The 19,306-nt window shown below is 69.9% G+C and carries 22 protein-coding genes, 1 pseudogene and 1 riboswitch; of the genes and pseudogenes, 16 read left to right on the forward strand and 7 right to left on the reverse strand.

Annotation, left to right across the window (positions count from 1 at the left end; all coding sequences use genetic code 11):
- Window positions 1-119 precede the first annotated feature (119 nt).
- Window positions 120-407 (reverse strand): co-chaperone GroES, encoded by a 288-nt coding sequence (groES, locus tag I9P22_RS17390; protein ID WP_199260757.1) that lies wholly within the window; start codon window positions 405-407, stop codon window positions 120-122.
- Window positions 408-598: 191 nt separating this feature from the next.
- On the opposite strand from groES, the gene I9P22_RS17395 reads away from it, so the two are divergent.
- The 10 genes from I9P22_RS17395 (at window position 599) to I9P22_RS17440 (ending at window position 8,834) form a co-directional block, all read left to right on the forward strand.
- Window positions 599-1,900, forward strand: coding sequence for a glycosyltransferase (locus I9P22_RS17395; protein WP_408635197.1), 1,302 nt, complete (start codon window positions 599-601; stop codon window positions 1,898-1,900).
- A gap of 59 nt (window positions 1,901-1,959) precedes the next feature.
- Window positions 1,960-3,003, forward strand: a complete 1,044-nt coding sequence (locus tag I9P22_RS17400; protein WP_199260759.1) for a TraB/GumN family protein — start codon at window positions 1,960-1,962, stop codon at window positions 3,001-3,003.
- Window positions 2,993-3,328, forward strand: a complete 336-nt coding sequence (locus I9P22_RS17405; protein WP_199260760.1) for a DUF4440 domain-containing protein — start codon at window positions 2,993-2,995, stop codon at window positions 3,326-3,328. The genes I9P22_RS17400 and I9P22_RS17405 overlap by 11 nt, the downstream gene beginning before the upstream one ends.
- Window positions 3,328-3,969 carry a DUF1345 domain-containing protein gene (locus I9P22_RS17410; protein WP_199260761.1) on the forward strand — a complete coding sequence of 214 codons (642 nt, stop codon included), beginning with the start codon at window positions 3,328-3,330 and terminating at the stop codon, window positions 3,967-3,969. Before I9P22_RS17405 ends, I9P22_RS17410 begins: the two co-directional genes overlap by 1 nt.
- Window positions 3,970-4,035: 66 nt before the next feature.
- Window positions 4,036-4,956, forward strand: coding sequence for a manganese-dependent inorganic pyrophosphatase (locus I9P22_RS17415; RefSeq protein WP_199260762.1), 921 nt, complete (start codon window positions 4,036-4,038; stop codon window positions 4,954-4,956).
- Window positions 4,957-4,971: 15 nt separating this feature from the next.
- A complete protein-coding gene (locus I9P22_RS17420; protein WP_199260763.1) occupies window positions 4,972-5,841 on the forward strand; it encodes a TIGR01459 family HAD-type hydrolase in 870 nt (289 codons plus the stop codon).
- A gap of 106 nt (window positions 5,842-5,947) precedes the next feature.
- Window positions 5,948-6,391, forward strand: a complete 444-nt coding sequence (locus I9P22_RS17425) for a MaoC family dehydratase (RefSeq protein WP_199260764.1) — start codon at window positions 5,948-5,950, stop codon at window positions 6,389-6,391.
- A 33-nt stretch (window positions 6,392-6,424) separates the two neighbouring features.
- Window positions 6,425-7,354, forward strand: a complete 930-nt coding sequence (locus I9P22_RS17430) for a bifunctional riboflavin kinase/FAD synthetase (RefSeq protein WP_199260765.1) — start codon at window positions 6,425-6,427, stop codon at window positions 7,352-7,354.
- The gene (locus I9P22_RS17435) at window positions 7,354-7,794 is read left to right on the forward strand and encodes a YcgN family cysteine cluster protein (RefSeq protein ID WP_199260766.1); all 441 of its coding nucleotides are present in this window, start codon (window positions 7,354-7,356) and stop codon (window positions 7,792-7,794) included. The genes I9P22_RS17430 and I9P22_RS17435 overlap by 1 nt, the downstream gene beginning before the upstream one ends.
- Window positions 7,791-8,834 (forward strand): threonine aldolase family protein, encoded by a 1,044-nt coding sequence (locus tag I9P22_RS17440; protein ID WP_199260767.1) that lies wholly within the window; start codon window positions 7,791-7,793, stop codon window positions 8,832-8,834. Before I9P22_RS17435 ends, I9P22_RS17440 begins: the two co-directional genes overlap by 4 nt.
- Here the strand turns inward: I9P22_RS17440 and I9P22_RS17445 are convergent.
- Genes I9P22_RS17445 through I9P22_RS17455 form a run of 3 tightly spaced genes read right to left on the reverse strand, consistent with a single transcriptional unit; the run spans window position 8,831 to window position 10,940 of the window.
- Window positions 8,831-9,298 (reverse strand): CinA family protein, encoded by a 468-nt coding sequence (locus I9P22_RS17445; RefSeq protein ID WP_199260768.1) that lies wholly within the window; start codon window positions 9,296-9,298, stop codon window positions 8,831-8,833. The two genes, I9P22_RS17440 and I9P22_RS17445, sit on opposite strands and share 4 nt — an antisense overlap.
- Window positions 9,295-9,795 carry a phosphatidylglycerophosphatase A family protein gene (locus I9P22_RS17450; RefSeq protein ID WP_199260769.1) on the reverse strand — a complete coding sequence of 167 codons (501 nt, stop codon included), beginning with the start codon at window positions 9,793-9,795 and terminating at the stop codon, window positions 9,295-9,297. Before I9P22_RS17450 ends, I9P22_RS17445 begins: the two co-directional genes overlap by 4 nt.
- A gap of 2 nt (window positions 9,796-9,797) precedes the next feature.
- The gene (locus I9P22_RS17455) at window positions 9,798-10,940 is read right to left on the reverse strand and encodes a bifunctional 2-C-methyl-D-erythritol 4-phosphate cytidylyltransferase/2-C-methyl-D-erythritol 2,4-cyclodiphosphate synthase (RefSeq protein WP_199260770.1); all 1,143 of its coding nucleotides are present in this window, start codon (window positions 10,938-10,940) and stop codon (window positions 9,798-9,800) included.
- Between the two features lie 167 nt (window positions 10,941-11,107).
- Between I9P22_RS17455 and rpiA the strand changes: the two genes are divergently transcribed.
- The 4 genes from rpiA to hflC all read left to right on the forward strand — a co-directional run bounded on the left by rpiA (window position 11,108) and on the right by hflC (window position 15,665).
- On the forward strand, window positions 11,108-11,833 hold the full coding sequence (gene rpiA, locus I9P22_RS17460) for a ribose-5-phosphate isomerase RpiA (RefSeq protein WP_199260771.1): 726 nt from the start codon (window positions 11,108-11,110) through the stop codon (window positions 11,831-11,833).
- Window positions 11,830-13,230, forward strand: coding sequence for a glutathione-disulfide reductase (gene gorA, locus I9P22_RS17465; protein ID WP_199260772.1), 1,401 nt, complete (start codon window positions 11,830-11,832; stop codon window positions 13,228-13,230). The genes rpiA and gorA overlap by 4 nt, the downstream gene beginning before the upstream one ends.
- Window positions 13,231-13,296: 66 nt before the next feature.
- Window positions 13,297-14,547 (forward strand): FtsH protease activity modulator HflK, encoded by a 1,251-nt coding sequence (hflK, locus tag I9P22_RS17470; protein ID WP_199260773.1) that lies wholly within the window; start codon window positions 13,297-13,299, stop codon window positions 14,545-14,547.
- On the forward strand, window positions 14,547-15,665 hold the full coding sequence (gene hflC / locus I9P22_RS17475) for a protease modulator HflC (RefSeq protein ID WP_199260774.1): 1,119 nt from the start codon (window positions 14,547-14,549) through the stop codon (window positions 15,663-15,665). Before hflK ends, hflC begins: the two co-directional genes overlap by 1 nt.
- A gap of 124 nt (window positions 15,666-15,789) precedes the next feature.
- On the opposite strand, the gene I9P22_RS17480 is transcribed toward hflC, so the two are convergent.
- On the reverse strand, window positions 15,790-16,935 hold the full coding sequence (locus I9P22_RS17480; protein ID WP_233253457.1) for an AI-2E family transporter: 1,146 nt from the start codon (window positions 16,933-16,935) through the stop codon (window positions 15,790-15,792).
- A gap of 245 nt (window positions 16,936-17,180) precedes the next feature.
- A riboswitch (TPP riboswitch) is annotated at window positions 17,181-17,296 on the forward strand.
- Window positions 17,297-17,384: 88 nt separating this feature from the next.
- On the opposite strand from I9P22_RS17480, the gene I9P22_RS17485 reads away from it, so the two are divergent.
- Entirely contained in the window at window positions 17,385-18,026 is a 642-nt protein-coding gene (locus tag I9P22_RS17485; RefSeq protein ID WP_199260776.1) for a TenA family protein, read from the forward strand.
- Window positions 18,027-18,029: 3 nt separating this feature from the next.
- Here the strand turns inward: I9P22_RS17485 and I9P22_RS17490 are convergent, their stop codons facing one another.
- Window positions 18,030-18,503 (reverse strand): NUDIX hydrolase, encoded by a 474-nt coding sequence (locus I9P22_RS17490; protein ID WP_199260777.1) that lies wholly within the window; start codon window positions 18,501-18,503, stop codon window positions 18,030-18,032.
- Window positions 18,504-18,572: 69 nt separating this feature from the next.
- Window positions 18,573-18,896, reverse strand: coding sequence for an FYDLN acid domain-containing protein (locus I9P22_RS17495; protein WP_199260778.1), 324 nt, complete (start codon window positions 18,894-18,896; stop codon window positions 18,573-18,575).
- Between the two features lie 147 nt (window positions 18,897-19,043).
- Between I9P22_RS17495 and I9P22_RS17500 the strand changes: the two are divergent.
- A pseudogene (locus I9P22_RS17500) lies at window positions 19,044-19,306 on the forward strand (M48 family metallopeptidase); the annotation flags it as partial.

The raw sequence follows: 19,306 nt of genomic DNA on the forward strand, positions 1-19,306 counted from the left end.
CACCGCATCGGCCAGGATGTTCACACCCTTCAGCATCCGGTCGCGCGCGTCGCTGTTGAACTTGACTTCTTTCGCTGCCATTGGCTCAGCTCCTTGAATGGGTTATTCGGAAGAGACGATCAGGCGATGATGCCCAGGATGTCGCTTTCCTTCATGATCAGCAGCTCTTCGCCGTCGATGGTGACCTCGGTGCCCGACCATTTGCCGAACAGCACCCGGTCGCCGGCCTTGACCGCGGGCGCGATCAGCTCGCCCGAATCCTTGCGCGCGCCTTCGCCGACGGCGATGATCTCGCCCTCGGCCGGTTTTTCCTTGGCACTGTCGGGGATGATCAGGCCGCCCTTGGTTTTCTCGTCCGACTGGACGCGGCGGACCAGAACGCGGTCGTGCAGCGGTTTGAAAGCCATGTGAACACTCCGGTGTTACAGGTTGTTATGCGTTGTTGGCACTCGAGCTTGGTGAGTGCCAATGCAGCCCATCTAGGCGCGCACCCCGGGCCTGTCAACGGCCGGGGTCCGGAAAAATGCGTCGCGAAATCCGCTTGACGGGGTTTCTGCGCCGCGGCTACGCCGGATCAGGGCAAGCGGCGGGGGATGGCATCTTGGACAGGCGGCTCAGGGTTCTGGTGATTGCCGAGGCGGCGAACCCGGAATGGGTCTCGGTGCCGCTGGTGGGCTGGTCGCTGGCCCATGCGCTGCGCGCCGTGGCCGACGTGCATATCGTCACCCAGGTCCGCAACCGCGAGGCGATCCTGCGCGCCGGCCTGGTCGAGGGGCAGGACTTCACCGCCATCGACAGCGAGGCGCTGGCCGCGCCGATGTGGCGGCTGGCCGAGCGGCTGAGCATGGGCAAGGGCGTCGGCTGGACGATGAAGACCGCAATCTCGACCCTGGGCTACGGCTATTTCGAGCGGCTGGTCTGGCGGGCCTTCGGCGAGCGGATCCGCGCCGGCGCCTATGACATCGTGCATCGGGTGACGCCGCTGACGCCGACCGCCAACAGTCTGCTGGCCCCGCGCTGCAAGCGCGCGGGCGTGCCCTTCGTGCTAGGGCCGCTGAACGGCGGCGTGCCCTGGCCCAAGGGGTTCGACAGCGAAAGGCGGCGAGAAAGGGAATGGCTCTCCTATATCCGCGGCGCCTACAAGGCGCTGCCGGGCAGGGGGGCGATGCTGCGCCACGCCTCGGCGATCATCTGCGGCTCGATGCACACCTTGGGCGAGATCCCGGCGCGATATCGCGACAAGACCGTCTGGCTGCCCGAGAACGCCATAGAGCCCGCGCGCTTCAGCCTGACCGCGCCGCAGCCGGGAACCCTGCCGCTGCGCGGCTGCTTCATCGGCCGGCTGGTGCCCTACAAGGGCGCCGACATGGCGATCGAGGCGGCGCTGCCCTTGTTGCGCGCCGGGCAGCTGACGCTCGACATCATCGGCGACGGGCCGCAGGGCGAGGATCTGCGCGCGATGGTGGCGCGCGAGGGGCTGGGGCAGGCGGTGCGGTTCCACGGCTGGCTGCCGCATGAGCAGGTGCAAGGCGTCGCCGCGCGGACGCAATTGCTGGTCTTCCCCTCGGTGCGGGAATTCGGCGGCGGCGTGGTGCTGGAGGCCATGGCGCTCGGCGTGGTGCCGGTGGTCGCCGACTATGCCGGGCCGGGCGAGCTGGTGGACGATGCCACCGGCTTCCGCATCCCGATGGGCAGCCGGGCCGAACTGGTGGCGGGGCTGCGCGACCGGCTGCAGGCCATCGCGGCCGCGCCCGAAGCCTTGCCCGCCATGGCCGCGGCGGCGCAGGCGCGGGTCATGCGCGACTTCACCTGGGCCGCCAAGGCCGCGCAGGTCGAGCGGATCTGGCGCGCCGTGCTGGCGGCCGCGCCGCCGCCCCAGGAAATGCCGCGGCCGCGCTAGGCTGGCGGCGCGCCGGCGGCCGTGCCATGCTGGGCACGACAAGCAAGCCGGAACCGAAGATGCGCCTGAAGCCGACCCTGACCGCCCTTTTCGCCGCCGCGACCCTGGCCCTGCCGGCCGGGGCGCAGGAATGCGCCGGGCGCAACCTGTTCGACGACATGGCGCCGGAACGCCTGGCCGAGCTGCGCGCCGCCACGGCCGCCGTGCCCTATCACCAGGGGCTGTTCTGGCGGGCGGAAAAGGGCGGCCAGCGGGTCACGCTGCTGGGCACCTATCATTTCGCCGATCCACGCCACGGACTGACCATGGCCCGCTTCGGCCCCGAGATCGACCGCGCCGCCGCGCTGCTGGTCGAGGCCGGCCCCGAGGAGGAGGCGAGGCTGGCCGAGGCCATGACCGCCGATCCGACGCTGATCGTGAACCCCGAGGGGCCGACCCTGCCCGAGCGGCTGTCCGACACCGAATGGAAATCACTCTCGGCCGCGCTGGAGCAGCGGGGGCTGCCGGCGGTGATCGCCAGCCGGCTGCGGCCCTGGTATGTGGCGGTCATGCTGGGCATCTCGCCCTGCATGCTGCGCATCGTCGAGGCCAAGGGCGACACCGGCGGGCTGGACCACCTGCTGATCGACCGCGCCCGGGCGGCCGAGGTGCCGGTGCGGGCGCTGGAGCCCTGGGACACCGTCTTCACGCTTTTCGAGGGCATGACCGCGAAAGAGGAAGAGGACATGATCCGCGCCGCCATGCCGGCGGCGGACCATGCCGACGACTACACGGTGACGCTGACCGACGCCTATTTCTCGGGCGACAGCTGGATGATCTGGGAATTCGGCCGCTTCGACGCCTATGACAAGTCCGGCCTCAGCCGGGCCGAGGTGGACGAGCAGATGCGGCTGGCGCAGGAAAAGCTGATGGACCAGCGGAACGAAAGCTGGATCGAACCCATTGAGCAGGCGGCGGCAAAGGCGGCCGCGCAGGGCAGGGGCGTGGTCGCCGGCTTCGGCGCGCTGCACCTGCCGGGCGAGCATGGCGTGCTGCGGCTGCTGGAAAACAGGGGCTGGACCATCAGCCCGGTCACGGTGGAGGGGATAGGCGATGGCGGATGAGCTCTGGCGCGAGGAACGCGAATTCTGGCTGGCGGGGGTGGCCGAAGCCACGCGCAAGCTGGACGGGGCCTGCCTGATGGCCTTCGCACCCGCGGGCATCCTGACCCGGCGCCGGGTGGTCGAGAGCCTGTCCGGTGCGCCGCGCTGGCAGGAGATCACCATGACCGACCGCGCCAGCATCGAGACCGATGAGCTTTGCGTGCTCGCCTATCGCGCCATCGCCCGCCGCGCCGGGGCCGAAACCTATCGCGCGCTTTGCACCACCACCTGGATCCGCCGCGACGGGGACTGGCGCATCGTCCAGCACCAGCAGACCCCGGTCTGATGCTGGCCGACCTGCGCCGGCACCTGCGCTTCCTGCTGAGCTTCGCGCTGGGGTTGGCGGTCGGCCTGGGCGCCTGGCGCATGCAGGCGGTGGACCGGCTGCTGCTGTTCTCGGTCAGTTTCTGCCTGGGCTACCTGCTGCTGACCGCGGCGCTGGTGCGCGGCATGACCGCCGACATGATGCGCGGCCGCGCCGACCTGGACGACGAGGGCATCAGCGTGATCGTGCCCATCGCCATCGGCTCGGTGGCGATCAGCCTGGTCGCCATCCTGCTGACCATCCGCGACCCGCATTCCGGCTTCTGGCTGCGGCCGGTCATGGCGCTGGTCTCGGTGCCGCTGGGCTGGGCGATGATCCATACCGTCATGGCCTTCCATTACGCGAGCCTGTGGTACGCGCGCCGCCCCGACGGGCGCGAGACCCGCAACCTGGGCTTTCCCGGCCTGGGAGCCGAGGAGGACGCGCAGATCTGGGATTTCCTCTATTACAGCTTCACGCTGGGCATGGCGGCGCAGACCGCCGACGTGACCGTGCTCGACACGCGGGCACGGCGGCTGACGCTGCTGCATTCGGCCTTCTCGTTCTACTACAACACCGTGCTTCTGGCGCTGGCGCTGAACGCCGGCATGGCGCTGGGTTGATAGACAATCCCCGGCCCGGGCCATATAAGGCGCGCGACTTTTCCGCCCAAGCTTCAGGGGATCTCCATGATCAAGGTTTTCGGCCACAAGGCCCCCGACACCGACTCGACCGGCTCGCCCATCATCTGGGCCTGGTATCTGTCCGAGGTGCGCAAGACCCCGGCCCAGGCCGTGCTGCAGGGCGAGCCGAACACCGAGGCCGCCTGGATGCTGGCGAAATGGGGCCTCGACAAGCCCGGGATCATCGCCGACGTGGCGCCGGGCGAGCAATGCGTGGTCGTGGACACCAACAACCCGGCGGAACTGCCGGCCTCGATCAACGAGGCCGAGGTGATCGAGATCATCGACCACCACCTGCTGGCCGGCGGCCTTCGCACCCGCCTGCCCATCAACATCACCATCCGCCCGCTGGCCTGCACCGCGACGATCATGCACGACCTGATCGGCGACGAGGACCTGGCCCGCGCCCCCCGTGCCGTCAAGGGCGCGATGCTGACCTGCATCCTGTCGGACACGCTGGAATTCCGCAGCCCGACCACCACCCCGCATGACCGTTTCGTGGCCGAGAAGCTGGCGAAGGACCTGGGCGTCTCGATCCCCGAATACGCGGCCGAGATGTTCGCGGCCAAGTCGGACGTGTCGACCTTTACCGACGAGGCGCTCTTGCGCATGGACAGCAAGGAATACGAGCTGGGCGGCAGGCAGCTGCGCGTCTCGGTGCTGGAGACCACGGCGCCCAAGGTTCTGCTGGACCGCAAGGACGCGCTGATCGCCGCCATGCCGGCCGTCGCCGCCGCCGACGGCGCCGACGAGGTGCTGCTGTTCATCGTCGACATCCTGAACGAGGAGGCCACGCTGCTGGTGCCGAACGACTTCGTCAGGCAGGTGGCCGAGAAGAGCTTCAACGCCACCGTCTCGGGCGATACGGTCGTGCTGCCCGGCATCATGTCGCGCAAGAAGCAGATCATCCCCGCCCTGGCGGTCTGAGACGGAAGGCCCCAGATGACGCAGATCATCCGCTCGCTCGACGAGATCGGCACCAATTACGACGTCCTGTTCTGCGACCTCTGGGGGTGCCTGCACAATGGCGTCGCGGCCTTCCCGGCCGCCGTCGCCGCCCTGCAGGCGTTCCGGGCCGGCGGCGGGCGGGTGGTGCTGATGACCAACGCGCCGCGGCCGCAGCAATATGTCGCGGCCCAGCTCGACCGCATGGGCGTGCCGCGCGACGCCTGGGACGCCATCGTCAGCTCGGGCGACGCGGCGCAGGATGCGATGTTCGCCGGCGCCGTCGGCCGCCGGGTCTGGGCCATCGCCCAACCCAAGGACGAGGGCTTCTTCACCGACATCCCCGAGGAATGGCAGGGCGCGCCGCCGATCGCCCGCGTGCCCCTGGACGAGGCCGAGGGCATCGTCTGCTGCGGGCTGTTCGACGACCTGACCGAGGTGCCCGAGGATTACCGCGCCCGGCTGATGCTGGCGCGCGAACGCGGGCTGACGCTGCTTTGCGCCAATCCCGACGTGGTGGTCGACCTGGGCGAGCAGCGGGTCTACTGCGCCGGCGCGCTGGCCGAGCTTTACGAAGATCTGGGCGGCACGTCGCTTTCCTTCGGCAAGCCGCATCCGCCGATCTACGATCTGGCGCGCCGCCGGCTGGGGCTGGACGACAAGGCCCGCATCCTCGCCATCGGCGACGGCATCGCCACCGATATCGCCGGCGCTGCGGGCGAGGGGCTGGATGCGCTGTTCGTGACCGGCGGCCTCGGCTTCGACCAGTTCGGCCCGGATGTCGAGAATCCCGAACCGGCCCGGCTGGCCGAATGGCTGGCGCTGCGGGCCCAGGATCCGGCCTACAGCATCGGCCGGCTGCGCTGAGCTTCGGCAACAATCCGTCCTTTTGGATAGTTCTGACGTTATTTTGTTGCGCGACCGATTCCGTGCTGCTATGCAGCATGGAGCCATTCATCGGGAGCATTGGATGATGCTGGACAACCTTCCGCGCGGCACGATCGTCATCGAGGATCTCGAGGTCGGGATGATGCGCTACCTGCAGAAGGTAGTGACCGACGAGGATATCGAGATGTTCGCCCAGGTCTCGACCGACCGCAATCCGGTGCATCTGGACGAGGCCTATGCCCGGGACACCATCTTCGAGGGCCGCATCGCCCATGGCATGCTGACTGCCGGGCTGATCTCGGCGGTGATCGGCGAGCAGCTGCCCGGCCATGGCACGGTCTATCTGGGCCAGACGCTGAAATTCATGGCTCCGGTGCGGCCGGGCGACCTGGTCCGCGCCGAGGTCACGGTCGAGGCCATCGACCATGCCAAGCGCCGCGTGACCCTTGCAACCCGCTGCCTTGTCGGTGATACGGTCGTCCTGAAAGGCGAGGCGGTCGTTCTGGCGCCAAGCCGCAAATTCGACTAGACAGGGCCGGTCGCCGGCCCGGCGGGGGCCCGATTGCGCATCCATCACGACTGGAAAGCTCTGCCGCTCGATGCCCGCGGGGCCACCGTCGCCATGGGCAATTTCGACGGCGTGCACCTGGGCCATCGCTCGGTGATCGACGCCGCCCGCGCCGCCTGCGACGCGCCGCTGGGCGTCATCACCTTCGAGCCGCATCCGCGCGAGTTCTTCGCCCCCGACGCGCCCGCCTTTCGGCTGATGAACGCGGAATCGCGCGCCAACCGGCTGGCCCGGCTGGGGGTCGATCACCTTTACGAACTGCCCTTCGACGCGGTGCTGGCCGGGCTGTCGCCCGAGGCCTTCGCGCGCGAGGTGCTGGTCGATGGGCTGGGCGTGCGCCACATCACCGTCGGCGCGGATTTCTGCTTCGGCCGCAAGCGTTCGGGCGATGCCCAGACCCTGGCGCGGCTGGGGCACGAGCTGGGCTTCGGCGTCACCGTGGCGCCCTTGGTCGGCAATGGCGCGGTGCAATACAGCTCGACCGCGATCCGCAAGGCCCTGGCCGAGGGCCGCACCCGCGAGGCCGAGCGCATGCTGGGCCATTGGCACCGCATCGACGGCGAGGTGCTGCACGGCGACAAGCGCGGCCGCGAGCTGGGCTATCCGACCGCGAACATGGCGGTGGACGGCCTGCACCTGCCGGCGTTCGGCATCTATGCGGTGCTGGTCGACGTGCTGACCGGGCCGGACCGCGGCAGCTACAAGGGCGTGGCCAGCATCGGCGTGCGGCCGATGTTCGGCGAGAACCGGCCCAACCTGGAAGTGCATATCTTCGATTTCGCCGCCGACCTCTATGGCCAGCACCTTTCGGTGGCGCTGGTCGAATACCTGCGCCCCGAGGCGAAGTTCGACGGCCTGCCGGCGCTGGTCGCGCAGATGGACCGCGACAGCGTCCGGGCGCGCGAGATCCTGGCGACCCGCTGATGCGGCCCCGGTTCTGGGAACTGCCGCTGGACCGCCTCGACAAGCAGGAATGGGAGGCGCTTTGCGACGGCTGCGGCAAGTGCTGCCTGAACAAGATCGAATACGAGGATACCGGCGAGCTGGCCTTTACCCGGGTCGCCTGCCGGTTGCTGGACGGCCATAGCTGCCAATGCTGCAGCTATGCCAACCGCCATGAGTTCGTTCCCGATTGCGTGGTCCTGACGCCCGCCAAGCTCAAGGAGATCGCCTGGTGGCTGCCCGCGACCTGCGCCTATCGGTTGCGCGCCGAGGGCAAGCCGCTCTACGACTGGCATTACCTGATCTCGGGGGATCGCGAATCGGTGCACCGCGCCGGCGCCTCGGTGCGCGGCTGGACCGTCAGCGAGCTTGCGGTGACCGAGGACGACTGGGACGAGTATATCATCGAGGATCTGGCATGAACTTTGCCTCGGACAATGCTGGCGGCGTGCATCCCCGCATCATGGCGGCGCTGGCGGCCGCGAACGAAGGCCATGTGCCCGCCTATGGCGGCGACGGCGTCACCCGCGCGGCGCAGGACCGGGTGCGCGAGCTGTTCGACGCGCCCGAGGCAGCGGTACATTTCGTGCCCACCGGCACCGCGGCCAATGCGCTGGCGCTGTCGCTGCTCTCGCCCGGCTGGGGCAAGATCTTCTGCCATGCCGATGCGCATGTGCAGACAAGCGAGGCCGGGGCGCCGGAATTCTTCACAGCCGGCGCCAAGCTGGTCCCGGTGCCCGGCATCGGCGGCAAGGTCACACCCGAAGCGCTGGCCGAGGCGCTGCATCTTCACGGCCGCGACGCGGTCCATGCCGGGCGCAACGCGGTGCTGACCCTGACCAACGCCACCGAATGGGGCACGGTCTACGGCCCGGACGAGGTTGCGGCGCTGGCGGCGCTGGCGCGCGAACAGGGGCTGGGCGTGCATATGGACGGGGCGCGCTTCGCCAATGCGCTGGCCAGCCTCGACGTCTCGCCCGCCGACCTGACCTGGCGGGCGGGGGTGGACATCCTGTCGCTGGGCGGCACCAAGAACGGCTGCATGGGCGTCGAGGCGGTGGTGATCTTCGACCCGGCGCTTTCCGAGGAATTCGCGTTCCGCCGCAAGCGCGCCGGGGCGCTGATCTCGAAGCACCGCTTCCTTTCGGCACAGGTGCTGGCCTGGCTCGAGGGCGAGTTGTGGCTGCAGCTGGCGCGGCATGCCAACGCCATGGCGCATGAGCTGGCGCTGGGGCTGGCGCGGCTGCCGGGGGTGCGCATCGACCAGCGCGTCGAATCGAATGCGGTTTTCGCCACCATCCCGCGCGAATTGCATGGCCGGGCTTGCGCCAGCGGCATCTGCTATCACCTCTGGCCGCATACCCAGGATGCCGAGGGCGAGGAGCCGGTCTCGATCCGCTTGGTCTGCGGCTGGGACACGCGGCTGGACGACGTGACCGCGGCGCTGCGGGCGCTGGCCTAGAGCAGCGCCGCCTTCAGCAGCGCTAGCGCATGCTCGACGGTGGCGGCGCGCACCGCGGCGCGGCCGCGCGGGCCGAACTCGACCGTCTCGGTCCGGACGCCGCGCGCATCGGCAAGGCCGAAGCAGACCCGGCCCTCGGGCTTGTGTTCCGACCCGCCCGGCCCGGCGATCCCCGTCACCGCCACGGCGATGCCGGCGTGTGAGCGCGCCAGCGCCCCCCGGGCCATCTCGGCGGCGATCTCCTCGCTGACCGCGCCATGCGTCTCCAGCGTCTCGGGGCGGATGCCCAGCATCTCGATCTTGGCGGCGTTGGAATAGGTGACGAAGCCGCGGTCCACCGCATCCGACGAGCCGGGCACATCGGTCAGCCGCCCGGCGATCAGCCCGCCGGTGCAGCTTTCCGCCGTGGCGATCATCACCCCGCGCTTGCGTGCCAGATCGAGGATTTCGGCGGGATCGGTCACGGCAGCATCGGCTCCAGCACCGCATGGTAAAGCCCGGCCAGCATGACCGAGACCAGCCCGGCGAACAACCCGGCCCAGAGATCGTCCAGCATCACCCCCGCCGCGCCGCCGCGCCGGTCGGCCCGGCCCACCAGCCAAGGCTTCCAGATGTCGAACAGCCGAAACAGCAGGAAGGGCGCGACAAAGCCCGGCCAGGCATCCAGGATCGAGACCCCGTGCCGCGCCAGCGGGACCACCGTGAAGCTCATGGCCAGCCACTGGCCCGCGACCTCGTCGATGACGATCCAGGACGGATCCTTGTCGGCGCTGCCCTCCAGCACCCGCGGCACCGCCCAGAAGCCCAAGAGCACCGCCAGCACGACGCCCGCCGGCACCAGCCAGGGGCTGAGCCATTCATGGGCCGCCACCCCCAGCGCCACCGCCGCTGCCGAGCCCCAGGTGCCGGGCGCGGGGCGCAAATGGCCGATGCCGAAGAAGCTCGCGATCATCCGCTCCATGCTCACCCTCGGACCAGCGTTGCGGTGGCGATGGCGGCGATGCCTTCCTCGCGCCCGGTGAAGCCCAGCCGTTCCGAGGTGGTGGCCTTGACGCTGATGCGGTCGGGCTCGACGCCGACGATCTCGGACAGGCGCAGCGCCATGGCGCCGGCATGGGGGCCGACCTTGGGCCGCTCGCAGATCAGGGTCACGTCGGCGTTCGAGATCTCATAGCCCATCTGCCGGGCCAGCATCGCGGCATGACGCAGGAAGATATGGCTCTCGGCTCCCTTCCATTGCGGGTCCGAGGGTGGGAAATGCCGGCCGATATCGCCCTGCGCCAGCGCGCCATAGATCGCGTCGGTCAGCGCATGCATGCCGACATCGGCGTCGGAATGGCCCAGCAGCGCCTTGTCATGCGCGATCTTCACGCCGCACAGCCAGACATGATCGCCCGCCGTGAAGGCATGCACGTCGAAACCGTTGCCAAGGCGAATGTCCATCGCGCCCTCCAGAATGCGGCGCGCGCGCTTGAGGTCGGCGCCATAGGTCAGTTTCAGATTGTCCTCGTCGCCCGGCGTCACCGTGACCGGCAGGCCGGCGCGGATCGCCAGCTCGACGTCGTCGGCCGCGCCCTCGGGGAAGGCGCGGTGCGCGGCCAGGATGGCGTCCAGCGCAAAACCCTGCGGCGTCTGGGCGCGCATCAGCCCGTCGCGGCTGGCAATGCCGGTGACGCGGCCCTCATCCGCCCGCCACAGCGCGTCGGTGACGGGCAGGGCGGGGGCGGCGGCAGGGCTGCCCGTCTGCAGCGCCGCGACCACGCCGCGGATCACTGCGTCGGACACCAGCGGCCGGGCGCCGTCATGGATCAGCACATGGGTCACGCCGCTGCCCGAAAGGCTTTCCAGGGCCGCGCGCACGCTGTCCGAGCGGGTGGGGCCGCCCACGACCAGCGTCACCGGGCCGGAGAGTTCCGCCACGCCGCGCGCCATGTCCTCGGGCGCCAGAACCACGACGATACGCGGGAAATCCGCGAAGGCCGCGATGCTGCGCGCCAGGACCGAGCGGCCCGACAGGCTACGCCATTGCTTGGGCGGGCCGTCTCCGGCGCGGGTGCCGCGGCCGGCGGCGGTGATGATGGCGGCATATGTGTCCGGTATCGTCATGGCCGCCAGCTTTAGGTCAGCCGGGCGGGCGAGGCAATCGCTGCCGCGGGCACGTTTCGTCGCGGTCGAAAAACGCTTGCGGCCATGGCCTGTTGCGCCGCTTCTGCGTATAAGGTCGCGGACCGCCCGCGCCGGGCAAGACGCACCCTCTGCCAAGGACCATCGCCATGACCGACCCCGCCGCCACCGATCTTTCCAAGGACGCCGCCGCCCGCGCCGCCGTGGCGCTGGTCGAGCCGGGCATGCGCCTGGGCCTCGGCACCGGCTCGACCGCCGCGATCTTCGTGCGCCGCCTGGCGCAGCGGGTGAAGGAGGAAGGCTTCGATCTGCGCTGCGCCGCCACGTCGAAGGCCACGGCCGAGCTGGCCGCCTCGCTGGGGCTGCAGGTCGAGGAACTGAACCAGATCGGCTGGCTGGACCTGACCATCGACGGCGCCGACGAGGTGGACCCGGACTTGAACCTGATCAAGGGCGGCGGCGCCGCGCATCTGCGCGAGAAGATCGTGGCGACGGCCTCGGACCGCATGGTGGTGATCGCCGATCAGGGCAAGGTCGTGGACCGGCTTGGCGCCTTCCACCTGCCGGTCGAGGTGATTCCCTTCGGCTGGCAGGCGACCCGCACGCTGATCCAGCGGGCGCTGGACAGGCTGGACCTGACGCATCGGCCGATCCTGCTGCGCAAGCGCGACGACAAGCCGCTGCTGACCGACGAGGGCAACCATGTTCTGGACCTGGCGCTGGAATCGATCCCCGACCCCGAGGCGCTGGCGGCCGAGCTGTCTGCGATCGCCGGCGTGGTTGAACACGGGCTTTTCCTGAATATTTGCCAGCTTGCAATCATCGGCTGCCCGGACGGCTCGGTGGTGGAACTGCGGCGCGAGGACATGGAATGACTTTCGACTACGACCTTTTCGTCATCGGCGGCGGCTCGGGCGGGGTGCGCGCGGCGCGCATCGCCGCCAGCGAATACGGCGCCCGCGTCGGCCTGGCCGAGGAAAGCCGCATGGGCGGCACCTGCGTCATCCGCGGCTGCGTCCCGAAGAAGCTGATGATCTTCGCCAGCCAGGCCGAGGCGGCCGCGGCCGAATCGCGCGGCTATGGCTGGCAGGGCGCCGATGCCGGCCGCTTCGACTGGCAGGCCTTCCGCCACAAGCTGGATGCCGAGTTGACCCGGCTGGAGGGTGCCTATACCGGCGGGCTGGTGGCGGCGGATGTGGACATCCATAAGCAGCGTGCCCGGCTCCATGACGCGCATACCGTGGAACTGGCCGACGGCCAGCGCCTGACCGCCAAGCACATCCTGATCGCGGTCGGCGGCCGCCCCTCGCTGCCCGGCATCCCGGGCGAGGAACTGGGGCTGATCTCGGACGACCTGTTCACGCTGGAGACGCTGCCCGGCCGGGTGCTGGTGGTGGGCGGCGGCTTCATCGCCTGCGAATTCGCCACCATCCTGCGCGGCCTGGGCTGCGAGACGGTGCTGGCCTATCGCGGCGACGCGGTGCTGCGCGGCTTCGACGGCGAGATGCGCCGCCATGTCACCGAGCAGCTGCGCGCCATCGGCGTCGAGGTGCGGCTGGGCACCAACCCGGCGCGGCTGGACCGCGAGGGCGAGGCGCGGCGCGTCAGCTTCGAGGACGGCAGCGCCGAGCTCTTCGACGCGGTGATGTTCGCCACCGGCCGCGCGCCCTATACCAGGGGTCTGGGCCTCGAGGAGGCCGGCGTCAGGCTGGGCCGCAAGGGCGAGATCCTGGTGGACGAATGGTCGCAAAGCTCGGTGCCCTCGATCTATGCCGTGGGCGATGTGACCGACCGGGTGAACCTGACCCCGGTGGCGATCCGCGAGGGGCACAGCTTCGCCGACACGGTCTTCGGCGCAAAGCCCCGCAAGGTCGATCACCGGCTGGTCGCCAGCGCCGTCTATACCCGCCCGCACGAGCTGGCCAGCATCGGCCTGACCGAGGAAGAGGCGCAGGGACGCGGCCCGGTCGATGTCTATGTCGCCAGCTTCCGGCCGATGCGCTCGCTTTTTGCGGGCTCGGATGCGCGGGCGGTGATGAAGCTGATCGTGGACGCGGAAAGCGACAGGGTGCTCGGCTGCCACATCTTCGGCCCCGAGGCCGGCGAGATGATCCAGATGGTCGCCGTGCCCATGGGCATGGGCGCGACCAAGGCGGATTTCGACGCCGCCATCGCCGTGCATCCGACCCTGGCCGAAGAGCTGGTGACCATGCGCAGGCCCACGCGCCGGCTGGGCGATGACAAATCCGACAGACAGCACGCATCGGCTTGATTTTCCGGCCGAAGGCACCAGTTTCCAACGAGACGACAGACAAGCAGAGAGCGAGGCACGAGACGGATGGCGGGACAAGGCCCCTGGGGCGGCGGCGGAGATGACGGCAAGGGCGGCAAGCAGCCGCCGCAGGACGGGGGCCAGCGCCCCTGGGGCAGTCCCGGGGGCAACCAGGGCGGCCGCGACGACCGGCCGCAGGGCCCGCGCCGCGGCGACCAGATCCCCGAGATCGAGGACCTGGTGCGCAAGGGCCAGGATCGGCTGCGGGTGCTGATGGGCGGCAAGGGGGGCGGCGGCGGCCGCGGCAACGGGCCGCGCCGGCCGCAGGGCCCGCAATTCCAGATGAGCCGCGGCACCTGGGGCCTGGTCGGCCTGGCGGCGGTGGCGCTCTGGGCCTTCAGCAGCTTCTATACCGTCAAGCCCGAGGAGCGCTCGGTCGAGCTGCTGTTCGGCAAGCCGGTCGGCACCGGCGATCCGGGCCTGAACTTCGCGCCTTGGCCCTTCGTCACCGCCGAAGTGGTGCAGGTCTCGGGCGAGCGCACCACCGAGATCGGCACCGGCCGCGCCGGGCCGATGGATTCGGGGCTGATGCTGACCCGCGACCAGAACATCGTGGACATGGCCTATCAGGTGGTCTGGAACATCTCGGACCCCGAGAAATTCCTGTTCAACCTGGCCGATCCCGAGGGCACCATCCGCGCCGTCTCGGAATCGGCCATGCGCGACATCGTCGCCCGCTCGGAACTGGCGCCGATCCTGAACCGCGACCGCGGCGCCATCGGCGACGACCTGAAGCTGGCGGTGCAGAACACGCTGAACGACTACGAATCGGGGATCAACGTGCTGCGGGTCAACCTGGACCGCGCCGACCCGCCGCGCGAGGTGATCGACAGCTTCCGCGAGGTGCAGGCCGCCCAGCAGGAACGCGACCGGCTCGAGAAGGAGGCCGATGCCTATGCCAACCGCGTGCTGGCCAGCGCCCGCGGCGAGGCGGCGGCGGTGATCGAGCGCGCCGAAGCCTATCGCGCCGAGGCGGTCAATACCGCCGAAGGCGAGGCGGCGCGCTTCAGCTCGGTCTATGAGGAATATGTCAAGGCGCCCGAGGTGACGCGCCGCCGCATGTATCTGGAAACCATGGAAAAGGTGCTTGGCGGGGTGAACAAGGTCATCCTTGACGGCGAGGCCGGGCAGGGCGTCGTGCCCTATCTGCCCCTGGATCAGCTGCGCAGCGGGGCGCCCGCCTCGAATAGCCGCAGTTCGGGCAGCCGGACTTCGGGCAATGCCGATGCGGGCAATACCAGCGGGGGGAACCAGTGATGAACCGTGCAATCTCGATTCTGGCGCTGCCCTTCCTGGTCGTGGTCGCCGTGCTGGTGATCTCGGCGCTCTATATCGTCGACGTGCGTGAAAAGGCGCTGGTGCTGCGTTTCGGCCAGGTGGTCGAGGTGCGCGAGGAGCCGGGCCTTGGCCTCAAGGTGCCCTTCCTCGACAATGTGGTGAAATACGACGCCCGCATCCTCGGCCTGCCGACCCCGCCGATGGAGGTCACGCCGCTGGACGACCGCCGCCTGGTGGTGGATGCCTTCGCGCGCTGGCAGATCACCGATGTGGTGCAGTTCCGCCGCGCCGTCGGCGGCGGCGGCATCGAGTTCGCGCAAAGCCGGCTCGAACCGATCGTGACCAATGCCATCCGCCAGGTGCTGGGCTCGGTGCCTTCGACCACGGTTCTGTCGGACGACCGCACTTCGCTGATGAACCGCATCCGCGACCTGGCGCGCGAGGATGCCAAGGACCTGGGCATCCGCGTCATCGACCTGCGCCTGACCCGCACCGACCTGCCCGAGCAGAACCTGACCGCGACCTATGCGCGGATGCGGGCCGAGCGCGAGCGCGAGGCCGCTGACGAGATCGCCCGCGGCGGCGAGGCGGCGCAGCGCGTCCGCGCCGCCGCCGATCGCACCGTGGTCGAGCTGACTTCCGAGGCCCGTAAGCGCGCCGAGGTGGTGCGCGGCGAGGCCGATGCGCGGCGCAACGCCATCTATGCCGAGGCCTTCGGCCGCGATCCCGAATTCTTCGCCTTCACCCGCTCGATGATGTCCTATGAGCGGTCGCTGCAGGGCGAGAATACCTCGCTGGTGATCCAGCCGCAGGGCGAGTTCTTCGACTATCTGCGCGACGATGGGTCCGAGCGCGCCCGGCCGGCGCCGCCCTCGGCCGTCCGGCCCGCGGCCGGGACCGGGGCAGGGGCAGAGGCGCAGCCCGAAACCAAGGGCGCGCTTGAACCGGGCGAGGTTCCGGCGCCGACCGAGACCAACCGCGAGGGCCAGCCGCTCGGCTCGAATGCCGGGGTGACGCTGACGCCGTTGCCCGAGACCCTGGCCAGCCCCCCGCAGGAGGAATCGGTGGTGCCGCCGTCCCCGGCTCCGGCCGACTGAAACGCGGCCGACCGAGGCCGCCGGTGACCGCATCGCGGCTGACCGAGGCCGAGACCGGCGGGAAAAGGAAAAGGCGGGGCGCCCCTTGTGTGCGCCCCGCCTTTGTCATGCCGTGGGCCGGGGATCAGTCCGGCTCGGCCAGCAATGCGCTGCGGCGGGCTTCGTCCTCGGCGATCTCGCGCTGCCATTCCCGCCAGATCGAGACCAGCAGCGCCATCAGCACCGGCCCGACGAACAGGCCGACGATGCCCATGGTCTTCACCCCGCCGATCAGCCCGAAGAAGGTCGGCAGGAAGGGCAGCTTCACCGGCCCACCGACCAGCACCGGGCGGATGGTCTTGTCGACGACGAACAGCTCGCAGGTGCCCCAGATGAACAGCGCCGCGCCCGCGACCGGCGAGCCGCTGGCCGCCAGGTAGATCGAGACCAGCGTGAAGCTGAGCGGCGCGCCACCCGGTATCAGCGCCATGAAGCCGGTGATGACCCCGAAGGTCACCGGAGAGGGCACGCCGGCCAGCCAATAGGCCAGGCCCAGCACCACCCCCTCGCCAATGGCGATCAGCGTCATGCCGGTCACGGTCGAGCTGATGGTGGCCGGCACCACCCGCGACAGCCGGCCCCAGCGGTCGGGCAGGATGCGCCGGCCCACCAGGTCCACCTGCGCGACGATGCGGTCGCCGTCGCGGTAAAGCACGAACAGCGTGATCAGCATGAACAGCAGCGTCAGCGCCAGGTGGAAGGCCAGCGTGCCCGCCGTCACCGCGCCGCGATAGATGGCGCCGATATTCGAGCCGCTGACCAGCTGCACGATCTCGCTGATGCCGCCGGGGCGGCCGATATAGGTCTGCCAGTTCTCGTTCAGCCAGTCGCCGATCTGCGGCAGGTCGACCATCCAGCCCGGCGGCGGCGCGCCGGCGCTGTTGACCATGATCGCCCAGTTGATCCAGTCGCGCAGCTCGCGGAAGGCATAGACCAGCGCCAGGGTCAGCGGCACCACCAGGAAGCAGACCAGCACCAGCACCAGCAGCGCCGCGGCGCCGGTGCGGCCCAGGTTCAGCCGGAAGGCGGCGCGGTTGCGCAACGGCCAGCTGGCCAGCGCGATCACCATCGCCGCCAGCACCGGCACCAGGAAGCCGTGGAAGAAATAGATCGAGGCCGCCACGATCGCCAGCAGCAGCCAGCGCGCGGCCGAGATGTTGGTCACGAGCGGCGGGCGATGCAGCCGCAGCCCGGTCTGCCTGGCCGGTTCGCGCTGCGTCTGGGTCTGCATCTGCGCCTGCGGCTCGGTGAATTCGGTTCTGCGTTGTCGGTCCGGCATTTCGCCTGTGGTCATGGTCTCCGGTCCTGGTTCGGCGCCGGCCCGGCGCGTCATGCTGCAACGAGATAACAGATCGCCCGCCGCTGCAAGCCGGAATGCCGGCTGCGGCCCCGGCGGCGTGGGGCCGGCGCGCTCACGATCCCGTGGAGCAGGGGCATCTCGGGGGCGTGACAGCGCCGGGCCGGGCGGCTAGTCTGGCCCCGACCAGGGGGAGTCCCGGCAGGGGGCTGAGAAACCGCAGGCGCAAGCGGCGCGGTGACCCTTAGAACCTGATCCGGATCATGCCGGCGCAGGGATGGGATGGACGCCTGCCCGATGGCCTGCCTCAGCCCTTCCCTTGCCGGCCTCACCCCGCGAGGCCATGACGGAAAGCCGGCCTCGCCCCATGACAGGAGGGCAGCATGTCCGAGCGTTTTTCCCAGATCCTGCGCCGCGAATGCGCCGCCGACTGGACGGCGGCCACCGGCCACCGTTTCGTGACCGAGCTCTGCGACGGCAGTATCGCCGATGCGGCGATGGCGGCCTATCTGGTCCAGGACCACCGTTTCCTCGACGCCTTCCTGACGCTTCTGGGCGCGGCCATCGCCTCGGCCGACCGTTTCGAATCGCGGCTGCGCTTCGGCCGCTTCGCCGGCATGGTCTCGGGCGAGGAGAATGACTATTTCCTGCGCGCCTTCGCCGCGCTCGGCATCGACGAGGCGCAGCGCACCGCCATTCCCGACAAGCCGCCCACCGCCGGCTTCCAGGCGCTGATGCGCGAGGCGGCGGCGACACGGTCCTATCCCGCCGTGCTGGCGGTGCTGAACGTGGCCGAGGGGCTCTATCTCGACTGGGCGTGCCGGGCGCCACGGCCGCTGCCGGACAACTTCGTCCATGCCGAATGGATCACCCTGCACGACAATCCCTTCTTCCGGGATTTCGTCGCCTTCCTGCAAGCCGAGCTGGACCGCACCGGCCCCGCGGCGGCCGGGCAGGTCCGCGACTTCTTCCGCCGGGCGCTGCGGCTGGAGGTGGAATTCTTCGACGCGGCCTACCGGCCCTAGCCGTCACTCGCCGACGATCTCGATGGGCAGCGGCCCGGCCGGCGGCCCGTTGGCGCGATAGTCCAGCACGATGCGCGCCAGCGCCGCCGGGGCGATGCGCTCGGCGCTGTGGCGCAGCTCGGCCAGGCGCCACCAGCGGAATTCGCGGATCCTGCCGGCTTCGGGCGCGGCCTGGACGGCGGGACGAAAGGCGGCGGTCTCGACCAGGAAATAGTCCTCGGACTGCCGCCAGTGGTGCTGGCCCAGCGTCATGGTCACCCGGCGGCGCCAGACCAGCGGGCCGGGGGCGGGCAGGGCGAAGCCCAGCTCCTCCATCAGTTCGCGGCGCAAGGTCGCCTCGGGCGTCTCGCCGGGCTCGGTGCCGCCGCCGGGGGTGATCCACCAGTCGCCGGCGCCGTAATCCACCCGCATCAGCAGCACCCGGTCGTCGGGTGTCAGCAGGATGGCGCGCATCGCCTGCCTGTCGATGATCCGCATGGGCCCCCGGCCAGAAAAAGGCCCCGGTCCGGCGGGAGCCGTCCGGGGCCGCTGTCGCATCGCCGAGGCCTATTCCTCGTCGCTGTCCGGCACGTCGGCGATGTCGTCCAGCGACACGTCGCCGTCATCGTCGTCGTCGTCCAGCAGATCGTCGTCCAGATCGCCGGTATCGGCGTCGTCGTCCAGATCCTCGTCATCGACCAGATCGGTCTGATCCTCGTCCCGCGCCGCCGTCTTTTCCGAGATCAGCGAGCGCGACCGGCCGTTGCTGAGGCTTTCCACAGTGAATTCCGCACCGCAGGCCGGGCAGGTCATCGGGTCGTTCCTCAGGTCGTAGAAGCGCGTGGCGCAATGGGGGCAAAGGCGTTTCGTGCCCCATTCCTCTTTGGGCATGGTATTCTCTTTCTGCCGCGTTCAGGTAAATCCGCTGTCCCCTGCCATAGCCGGGCGGGGCTGTCAAAGCCTTTTCCCCTTGCAGGCGGGTGGCGGTGCAGGGGAAAGATGGGGCAACAGGCGGACCATCGCAAGATGCGGGACAGGATGGACAGGATTCTGGTCGGAGGCGACATTCCGGTGACGCTGCGGCGCTCGGCCCGGGCGCGGCGCATGACGCTGCGCGTGGCGCGGGCGGGGGGCGAGGTGGTGCTGACCCTGCCCAGCCGCGCCAGCCTTTCGGACGGCCGCGCCTTTGCCGAGTCGCGCGCCGAATGGCTGCGCCGCACCCGGGCCGGGATGCCGGGGCTGCAGCTGGCCGAGCATGGCGCGCTGCTGCCGGTCGAGGGGCGGCCGCGCCGCATCACCCC

This window comes from Paracoccus binzhouensis (assembly GCF_016446475.1).
GTDB classification, from domain to species: domain Bacteria; phylum Pseudomonadota; class Alphaproteobacteria; order Rhodobacterales; family Rhodobacteraceae; genus Paracoccus; species Paracoccus binzhouensis.